Raw genomic sequence first — 8,300 nt, 5'->3', positions numbered from 1 at the left:
GAGAAAATCATAAGACAAGGCAGTGGTGGGTCAAGGACGACCGCATCTGCATTCATGGAAACGCTTTGCGGGAATTATCGCGCTCTACGGTTTGCTCGGTCCTCTGATTGGCGCCATGGGAGTCAACGGGCTCTTCACGGTCTACGTCGTGAGCGTTGAGGTCGCGAACGGCAAATTCGGGGACATCGCCCGGTTGTTCTGGGGCGGCCTCGTGGTCGGCACCATTGTCTCGGGGATCATCGCCTACATATTCGGAATCGTATCGGCGGCAGGCGTCGGCCTTGTCGCTGCGCTCCGCGATCGACGCAAGGGCAGAATCACCTGGCGGGGCGCACTGGTCGCCGCGCTCGCATTCTGGCTGCTGACGTCGCTGGCGGCCACTGCGGTCGTGCCACCGCAAGGATTGGTGCAATGGATCGGCGCGCTGCTTGCCGCGCACGTGCTGGCGGCGGCCGTCTGCACCTGGATCGCGCGCCGACTGTTCACGCCGATCAGGTCGTCAAAAGATACAAGAGGCTGAGAAGGACACCGAGCAGCACTGCGCCCGCCATCATGGCGATGGTGATATTGCGATCCCTTTGCGCTTGCCGCTTGTACTTCATCGCCAGGGGCGGAAGTTCCGGCCGATGGCCCCGGCGGGCGTTCTTCTCAGGGATGCCTTCGGCGATGAAGGTTTCGGCATCGCGGACCAGCCCCTCGACCCAAGCCCAGACGCTGATCGAGACCTGGCTGACCTTTCCCGTATCCGTATCGAACAAAAAGACCGGGCTATCCGCGCGGGGATGGTCGGCGCGGGGTTCGGCAAGGATGAACCAGGGCGACATGCCATAGCGTGCACCGATGAAGATGGCGTCGTCGGGAACCGGGTCACCGCCCTCCGCCACCCATTCCGCGCGCCTTTCGCGCCCCATCCGGTTTACCTCGGGCAACTGATCGGCGTAGATCTGGAACTCGCGGTCGTCCACCAGCCGGCCGGCGCGGTGGCCGATCAGGGCGAGCACCTGCCGGTAACTCTGCGGCATGGGGCCGGTCGTGAATTCGAGCTGACGGATGTCCTCGCCGCTCAGGCCCGCAATGTCCTCTGGCCGGGCGATACCGTGCTCGATCAGCGTCTGGCGCAGATTGTCCGCATTGAGCGTGATGGCAGCACGGCCTGCGTTGAGCCTGTGCGCGCCAATCCATTCGGGCCATTGACGCAGGGACAATGTGCCGGGATGCGGCACCATGTCGAGTCTGTCCCACAGAAAGCCGCTGCGGTCATAGTCGGTATGGGCCTGGCCCATGGCGATCTCGATATGGTCGTGCGGCACACCGAGATCGAGCACGTGGACGATCCTCAGTCCCGCTCCCAAAGCGCTCGGCTCGGTCCTGGCCCAGAGCGGCGATTGCAGCCACAGGCAAAAGGGGTCGCAGGGTCGGATTTCGATGCCGAAAGCGCGCCCGCAATAATCTTGCCAATCCTCACCGGGAAGTGCCGCGATTCCGGCGAGCGGACCATAGGCCAGCGGCGGCATGGCGGCGGGGGGATCGGCGGCCACACCCTCGGGCATCGGCTCGAAATCGAGCATATAGGCGTGATCGAACAGCAGACCGCCAGCGGCGTCGATCTTTTCGGCATTGACGACCAGATAGCGCGCCAGCGTCAGCAGATTGTCGTACTGCTCAACCCTGTGCTCCTGGAAATGATGCTCGTAGCGATCGCTCACCGCTGCCACCGCTCAAAAGCCGCCCTCAACGGTCCCGTCGGACGGTGGAGCGCCGCACGCGGCCCGCAGTCCCTTGCGATATGGTTCTGGCAGGTGTCGCAGATCCGCGAGGCAATCGTGCAGCGTGAAGGGCAGTCGGGCATGCGCGGGCACCGCGACGACGGCGGCGGGGACGATGCCCGACATGAACTCCGCAAGCGTGCCCCCGAGCCGACGCCCCGACACGCGCCTCATCAGTTGAAGCATGTCTGATGCGTGCGCGATGTCTGGTAGCATCTGGGGGGCCCGGAGGTGCGAACAGAGGTGGACGCGCCGTAGGAGGTGCCGTTCGACCAGACGCCCGGACCGCCGGAATTGAAATGGGCCATATCCTCTGCGCTGCAGGCGGCTACGAGAGCGGTGACGGACAGGGCCAGGGCGAGTTTGAGCGGGCGCTTCATCGGGGTTTTCCTTTCGATGGGTTTCGATGTCATCTTGTCGGGGATGCGCGGTTGGTTCTCCCCCCTGTTCAGGGGGGATGGAGCGCCGAATCACCAGTCCACCCGCTCGGGAGGTGGAGCGGCGTTGTGCAGGGTTTCGGGATCGAACGGCATTGGGCCGCCGGAACGGATGATCGGCCAGAGCATGGGCACGTAGGTGGCCGCAAGCGCCATGAAAGCAGCGGCAGCAGGCTCGAACCTGCGGTGAACGACTATCAGTACGAACCCTCCGATGACAATGGCGGCGGCAAGCAGGGCCACGACGCAGGTAGCGAGCCATTCGGCTCGGCTCGGCCCTGTCTGGAGAACAGCGTCAGGGTTGGCCTTCTTCAGTCGGCGCGCCAAGGTGAAGGTCAGGCCTCGGAAGGTCGCATCGCGCCGCTGGAGCCGGCCCCAGTAGCGGCGCTCGTCCTTCGTCCAGCGCGGCCAGTAGATGTCCGAGAGCTTGTGAGTCCGGCCTGTTCGTTCGACGAGCAAACAGCGCGACGCCGCGCCGGTCCCTTCAGCCAGGTTGAGGCGCATGGAGGCGATATCTGTAAGCGCCACATGACCCTCGCTGGAGCCGATACGCCATTGCAGCACGGCCCCGTCCAGCCAATAGGCCCGCCGCCGGTGAAACGGACCGGGGCGGAAGACATGGCCATGCTGGCTCTGTTCGCGGGCGTTGGTCATCGCGCCAATCCGTCGCCGCTTACGGCAGGAATCGCGTAGCGATCAGATCGGAGCAGTATTCCGACGTCGGCCCGGCCAGAGGCGTTCCGGCGATCCGCCACAACCCGTCACCGCGCCGGGTCAACTGGCCGCGGAAACTTGCTGAAGCGTACCCTTCCGGTTCGAGAAGCCACTCGTCGCGCTGGAACTGGAGATGGCCGGCATTGTTGACGCCGCGTGGCTCTGTCAGGATGAAACCGGAGATCGTGAAGCTGCCCGCGACATCCGCAAATTCACCATCCGCCCCGGCGAGAACGGGAACAAAGCCCAGCGTCCCATGGACGCGCAATTCCGTTCGGCCCTCGATTTCGCTGACCGCGATATCGAGCACGACGCCGTGTTCGCCATCTTCGCACAGATAGCTCCCGGCATAGATGCCGCCGACGCCTTCGCCGGAGGCGGGGATCTGCGCCCAGGCGGGAAGGGCGGACATCGCGGAAATGGCGAGTGCGAGAATGATGGAACTCACTTTCATGGGGCTATCTTTCTGTTGCGGCCGGGTGGCGCGTTTCTTTGCCGGGAGCGTCAATCCTAGCGGCAGGATCGGGCAGGCACGGCCCCGCCCCCCCCCTGAAGAGGGGGGATCAATCCCGCCAGGGGATTGGGGTCGGGGTAAGGCCGTAGCGGGCGTCGCAGGTGCGAATCTCGGCAAGGAAGGCGTCGGTTTCGCGCATGATATCCTCGTCGGTTTCCGCGTCGGTAAGTTGCCTCCCACGCGTCCGCATCCGCGCACGGGTCTCGGCCTCGATCTCGTCGCCGGTCAGCGGCATGGGCACGGGCGAGGGAACGGGCAGATCGCGGAAATAGCTTTGCCGGGCGTAGCCCATGCGTTCGGTGGCGAAGTCGGCGAAGTTCGGCGCCGCCATCCTGAGCAGGGCATAGAGGCCGAGGCAGTTGAGATGGGTCTCGGTGCGTTCGAGTGCATTCGCAGGCCCTGAGGTGAAGCCGATGGACATTGCTATGATGATCGGGAGCGCCTTCATGATCATTCCGGCGTGCCTACTGTCCGACCGTCTGGCCAAAGCCGTATTTCGCCTCACAGGCGGCAAGGTCGCTCCTCAGCCCATCTACGGATTCCTGACCCTCCTGGATTCGCTGACCGCGGGCCTGCCCCGCTGTCATCACCTGTTGGCCGATAGCGGCGGCTTCTTCCAGGGGATTGTCAATGTGGTAAAGGCCGCCGGCAAACTCTGACCGCTCCAGTGCAGTCTGCCGATGACCGACCTCGAAAGCGCCAAGCAGCCAATAGGCGACAGCGCAGTCAAAATCGCTGACTTGGTTTGTGAGGGCGACGACGGGTGTGAATCCATAGAGGCGGTCGCACTCGGCGAGGGCTGAAACCGCGGTCACTCTATCGCCGGAACTGGGATCTTCAGAGTCGAGTTTATCCTGAACGAGCAACTCTGCCGCTGTCGAGCCCACACCGTATATCGCCGCCGCCACAGTATTGTCCTGATCGAGGCCAAACGACTGGATCAGAGTGAGCCAGCGGTTCTGCTCGTTGATCTGCTGAAAATCTGCAATGATCTCGGGCGCTCGTGTTGATCGGGTCATCTGGTAATAGAAGACCGCGCAGGACTCTGCGTAGACTTCGCGATGATCCGCCCGTGCCTCTCCCGGTGCGGCGAGCGTCAACGCGGCCAACACCGTCGCGAACGCCGCTAATCTGTTCAGTACCATCGCCTCCACCAGTGGTTTGCGCCCGTGACGACAGGACTAGGCGCGCGCACGCACGACAGCACCCCCCTGTTCAGGGGGGTTATGGCAAAGCGGGGCGGCAATAGGTTATGCAGGAATACGAACCAGCCGGGCGCTGCCTGTCGGCCCGGAGGTTCCAACCCTTGAATTTCGTCTGTTGCCAGTGGAGGCATTTAGCCTTTGTCCGCCCGCTTCACGCCCAATGTCCTGCTTTCAGCCGCGGTTGCGCTCAGCGTCATTCTGGCGGCGATCATGCTGGGCGTGGCGATGGAGCAGCGCTGGCTGGGGCTTGGGGTCACGTCTCAGGCTGAACTCGACCTGGCCTGGATCGATCACGTCAATCCGAATGGTCCTGCGCAAGCGATTGCGCCCTCCAGCGTTCTGGTCGCGATCACGGGTCGCGGGGGCGAGAGGATCGAGATCGGGCCGGGGGACCTTATCGAGGAACCAGATGCCCTCGGCAGCTACGCGGCCATGCGAGCCTTCTTTGCCCGGCAGGACGCCATCGCCGAGGCGCTCGGCATGAAGCCGGTGGAGATCGAGACGGAACATCTTTCGGTCCTGCGGCGGGATGATGTGCTGCCCCCGAGCCAGCGCCCCATCACCAGCCTGCCCCCGTCCTTCTGGATGCAAATCGGCGTCGGGCTGGCCGGGTTCTGGATCGGGGCCTGGATCTGGGCCTTGCGGCGCGGCGAGTGGGCAACGCGCTTCCTGCTGCTCGCCGGCGCAGGGCTGATGGTCTCGGCTTTCCCTGCCGCCGTCTATTCCACGCGGGAGCTTGCGCTTCCGGGCGGGCTGTTCCGGGTTCTTTCCGCCCTCAACCATTTCGGGGCGACCACTTTCGGCGTCGGCATGATCGGGTTGTTTCTCGTCTATCCCCGCAGGTTGGTATCACCCCGTTGGCTGGCGTTTCCCGCCGTGGTCTTCGGCGCCTGGCAGATGGTGGACATCCTGCAACTGGCGGACGGGCCCGGATCAGGCTTTCATCTTGCGGTCGTCATGGCCCTGCTGAGCATCGTGGTTCTGGTCGCCCTCCAGTTTCGCCTGACACGCGGCAACCCGCGTGACCGCGCGGCGCTTGCCTGGCTCGGGCTGGCGGTGATCGTGGGCGCGGGCGCTTTCGTCGCCACGGTCATCGCGCCCAATGCCTTGGGGGTCGGCGCCGTCGTCTCACAGGGCGAAGCGTTCCTTTTCTTCCTGCTGGTCTATGTGGGCGTTGCGCTAGGAGTCGCCCGCTATCGCCTGTTTCAGCTTGATGAATGGGCATTCCGCATCCTGTTTTACGTTGTCGGGGTGCTCCTGCTTCTGGTCCTTGATGCAATCCTGATCGTGACCATCATCGATGAACGCGCCCCGGCCTTCGCGTTGTCGCTGCTGATCGTGGCTCTGGTCTGGTTGCCCCTGCGCGACATGCTGGCGGGTCTCGTGCTGCGCCGCACCAAGCCTGCGCGCGGGAACCTGTTCCGCCAGGTAATGGATGTGGCGCTCACCCCGCCGGGCCGCGACCAGCAGGCCCGCTGGCGGGCGCTGCTGGAGGATGCTTTTCGCCCGCTGTCCATCGCACCCGGCAAGCTGGAGGCCGCCGCGTTGATCGATGACGGTCTTGCGCTCGCCGTGCCCAGTATCGGCGGCCTGCCAGGCTATCGATTGGACCATGCACAAGGCGGGCGAAAGCTGTTTTCATTGAACGATGCAGACTTGGCAGCTGAACTTGTGACCATGCTGGCCAATGCGATGGAAAGCCGGGAAGCCTATGAAAAGGGTGTCGCCGAGGAGCGCGACCGCATAGCCCGCGACATCCACGACAATATCGGCGTGCAGTTGATGGGGGCGCTGCACAGCCGGGGGCTGGCCCGCAAGGACATGATGATCCGAGAGACGCTGACCGATCTGCGCGACATCATCAACAACGCCTCCAATCCCGACCTCTCCTTCGACGAGATGCTGGCCGATCTGCGCGCGCAAATCTCCGAGCATCTATTCGCCGCAGGCGTGAAAATGAAATGGGAAGCGGAGAATGCCGGTCCTGCGATCCTGCCGCTTGCCGCCGCCCATACGGTGCGCTCGGTCGTCCGCGAGGCGGTGCAGAACGCGCTCAAGCATGGACAGCCTGAAATGATCGACATCGCTATTCGTCTTGATGGTAAGTCCATAATCCTGTCCGTCGCCGACGATGGCGGCGGTTTCGATCCCGGCAGCGTCCAGGCCGGCAATGGCCTGGCCAACATGCAGGTGCGCGTGACGGGCCTGGGCGGTCAATTCGATGTCACGAGCGGGGCCGAGGGCACCCGTATCGAGGCGCGGTTCGTGATAGATAGTGTACGGTATACCCAATGACGAAAATACTCATCGTCGAGGATGTGAGCGAAACCCGCCGCTGGCTGACAGAGATCGTCAGCGCGGCCTTTCCCGATTGCGATATCCATGAGGCGGCGAGCATGCGCGCCGGCATCGAACAGGTGGCGGCGCGCGATTATGACATTGCGCTCATCGATCTCGGCCTGCCGGATGGGTCCGGTCTCGACGTGTTGCGCAATCTGCGCCTCATCCGCCCCCAGACGGTCTGCGTCGTGACCACGGTGATGGGCGATGACGCTTCAATCGTCGGTGCGCTCTCGGCCGGCGCGCAGGGCTATCTTCTCAAGGAGCAGCCTCAAGATCTGCTTGTCCGCCAACTCAAGCAAGTGTCGGAAGGCATTCCCGCACTCTCACCTTCGGTCGCGCGTCGGATCATGGAGCATTTCAAGCGAACAGGCCCGGCCGCCCCGGACGATGATCTGACAGGGCGTGAGCGAGAGGTGCTGGGTCTGATCGGGCGGGGTCTGCGAAACGGCGAGGTCGCCGAAACGCTGGGAATCTCAGTGAACACCGTGGCGGGCTATATCAAGGATATCTATCGCAAGCTCGGCATTTCCTCGCGTGCGGAAGCCTCCTGGCATGCAGCGAGGCTTGGCCTTGGTGATGCCTCCGCTACGAACAGGAAGAGCAAGTAACGTCCTGATCCAGGTGCTGTCTGTTCTGCCGAGTTCAGGATCCATTGGAAATTTCCGACATGAACGCCTACTCAAACAGCGTCGAATCTCTCCATCATTGCACATCGATGCCGCAGGGGGTGTCCATTCCATAACTCCCAATGGATATCCATTGTGTTTTACTCCTGCGCCCGTTTTTGGGAACCGCCGATGCGCGCGGAGCGTCCGAATTGTCTAAGGTTTGTGGCTGCTGTCAGCGTGAGCTGCAGCGGCCACAAACCTGGCCGGCCGGAGCGGCGGGCCTGCCACATCGTCAGCGCGGATCGCACGATGACACCTCGATAGCAGCGCGCCGAGTCGCGCGTGAACTGAGGGCCCTGATCGAGCGCTGCGGAAAGCCTGGCATGATTGTCAGCGACACCGGGACCGAACTGACCAGTAACGCGATCCTGCGATGGTGCTCCGAACACCAGGTCGAATGGCATTACATCGCACCGGGCAAGCCGATGCAGAATGGCTTCGTCGAGCGCTTCAACGGCAGCATGCGCGACGAGTTGCTCAACGAGACCATCTTCCGCAACTTGGCTCCCCCTGCCCTGCGCGACTCTGCGGTGGATTATTTTCACTGCCAACACGGACACTGCGCGGAGACGGGCTGCGGACATGCGAAAGCCCCGCTGGGTGGCGGGGCGTAGTGTATTGATTGTATGGTGGATTTTGGTTGCGGGGACAGG

8 protein-coding genes and 1 pseudogene are annotated in these 8,300 nt (G+C 63.4%); 4 read left to right on the top strand and 5 right to left on the bottom strand.

Going from position 1 to position 8,300, the window contains the following annotated elements; genetic code table 11:
- Positions 1-115 precede the first annotated feature (115 nt).
- Positions 116-520, top strand: coding sequence for a hypothetical protein (locus BG457_RS12275; RefSeq protein WP_071797464.1), 405 nt, complete (start codon positions 116-118; stop codon positions 518-520).
- On the opposite strand, the gene BG457_RS12270 is transcribed toward BG457_RS12275, so the two are convergent.
- The 5 genes from BG457_RS12270 to BG457_RS12245 all read right to left on the bottom strand — a co-directional run bounded on the left by BG457_RS12270 (position 492) and on the right by BG457_RS12245 (position 4,576).
- Positions 492-1,706 carry a hypothetical protein gene (locus BG457_RS12270; RefSeq protein WP_139257726.1) on the bottom strand — a complete coding sequence of 405 codons (1,215 nt, stop codon included), beginning with the start codon at positions 1,704-1,706 and terminating at the stop codon, positions 492-494. The two genes, BG457_RS12275 and BG457_RS12270, sit on opposite strands and share 29 nt — an antisense overlap.
- Before the next feature lie 530 nt (positions 1,707-2,236).
- Complete coding sequence (locus tag BG457_RS12260) at positions 2,237-2,857, bottom strand: hypothetical protein (RefSeq protein WP_071797458.1); 621 nt, start codon at positions 2,855-2,857, stop codon at positions 2,237-2,239.
- Positions 2,858-2,876: 19 nt separating this feature from the next.
- Entirely contained in the window at positions 2,877-3,371 is a 495-nt protein-coding gene (locus tag BG457_RS12255; RefSeq protein WP_139257724.1) for a hypothetical protein, read from the bottom strand.
- A 109-nt stretch (positions 3,372-3,480) separates the two neighbouring features.
- Positions 3,481-3,879, bottom strand: coding sequence for a hypothetical protein (locus tag BG457_RS12250; protein ID WP_139257722.1), 399 nt, complete (start codon positions 3,877-3,879; stop codon positions 3,481-3,483).
- A gap of 16 nt (positions 3,880-3,895) precedes the next feature.
- Positions 3,896-4,576, bottom strand: coding sequence for a hypothetical protein (locus BG457_RS12245; RefSeq protein ID WP_071797452.1), 681 nt, complete (start codon positions 4,574-4,576; stop codon positions 3,896-3,898).
- A 198-nt stretch (positions 4,577-4,774) separates the two neighbouring features.
- Between BG457_RS12245 and BG457_RS12240 the strand changes: the two genes are divergently transcribed.
- From BG457_RS12240 to BG457_RS12230, 3 genes and pseudogenes are all read left to right on the top strand, one after another.
- Entirely contained in the window at positions 4,775-6,931 is a 2,157-nt protein-coding gene (locus BG457_RS12240; protein ID WP_071797450.1) for an ATP-binding protein, read from the top strand.
- Entirely contained in the window at positions 6,928-7,587 is a 660-nt protein-coding gene (locus BG457_RS12235) for a response regulator (protein ID WP_071797448.1), read from the top strand. Before BG457_RS12240 ends, BG457_RS12235 begins: the two co-directional genes overlap by 4 nt.
- A gap of 311 nt (positions 7,588-7,898) precedes the next feature.
- Positions 7,899-8,261: pseudogene (locus BG457_RS12230) on the top strand (integrase core domain-containing protein); the annotation flags it as partial.
- Between the last annotated feature and the right edge of the window lie 39 nt (positions 8,262-8,300).

The organism is Natronohydrobacter thiooxidans (assembly GCF_001884735.1).
In the GTDB taxonomy this organism is placed as follows: Bacteria; Pseudomonadota; Alphaproteobacteria; order Rhodobacterales; family Rhodobacteraceae; genus Roseinatronobacter; species Roseinatronobacter thiooxidans_A.
The sequence above is the reverse complement of the archived record's forward strand: the minus strand, read 5'-3'. Positions and strand labels throughout refer to the sequence as shown.

What these genes read in the sequence shown, in the direction of transcription:
- BG457_RS12245 (WP_071797452.1), bottom strand. Translation starts at nt 4,576, where the DNA reads ATGGTACTGAACAGATTAGCGGCGTTCGCGACGGTGTTGGCCGCGTTG.
- BG457_RS12250 (WP_139257722.1), bottom strand. Translation starts at nt 3,879, where the DNA reads ATGAAGGCGCTCCCGATCATCATAGCAATGTCCATCGGCTTCACCTCA.
- BG457_RS12235 (WP_071797448.1), top strand. Translation starts at nt 6,928, where the DNA reads ATGACGAAAATACTCATCGTCGAGGATGTGAGCGAAACCCGCCGCTGG.
- BG457_RS12275 (WP_071797464.1), top strand. Translation starts at nt 116, where the DNA reads ATGGGAGTCAACGGGCTCTTCACGGTCTACGTCGTGAGCGTTGAGGTC.
- BG457_RS12260 (WP_071797458.1), bottom strand. Translation starts at nt 2,857, where the DNA reads ATGACCAACGCCCGCGAACAGAGCCAGCATGGCCATGTCTTCCGCCCC.
- BG457_RS12255 (WP_139257724.1), bottom strand. Translation starts at nt 3,371, where the DNA reads ATGAAAGTGAGTTCCATCATTCTCGCACTCGCCATTTCCGCGATGTCC.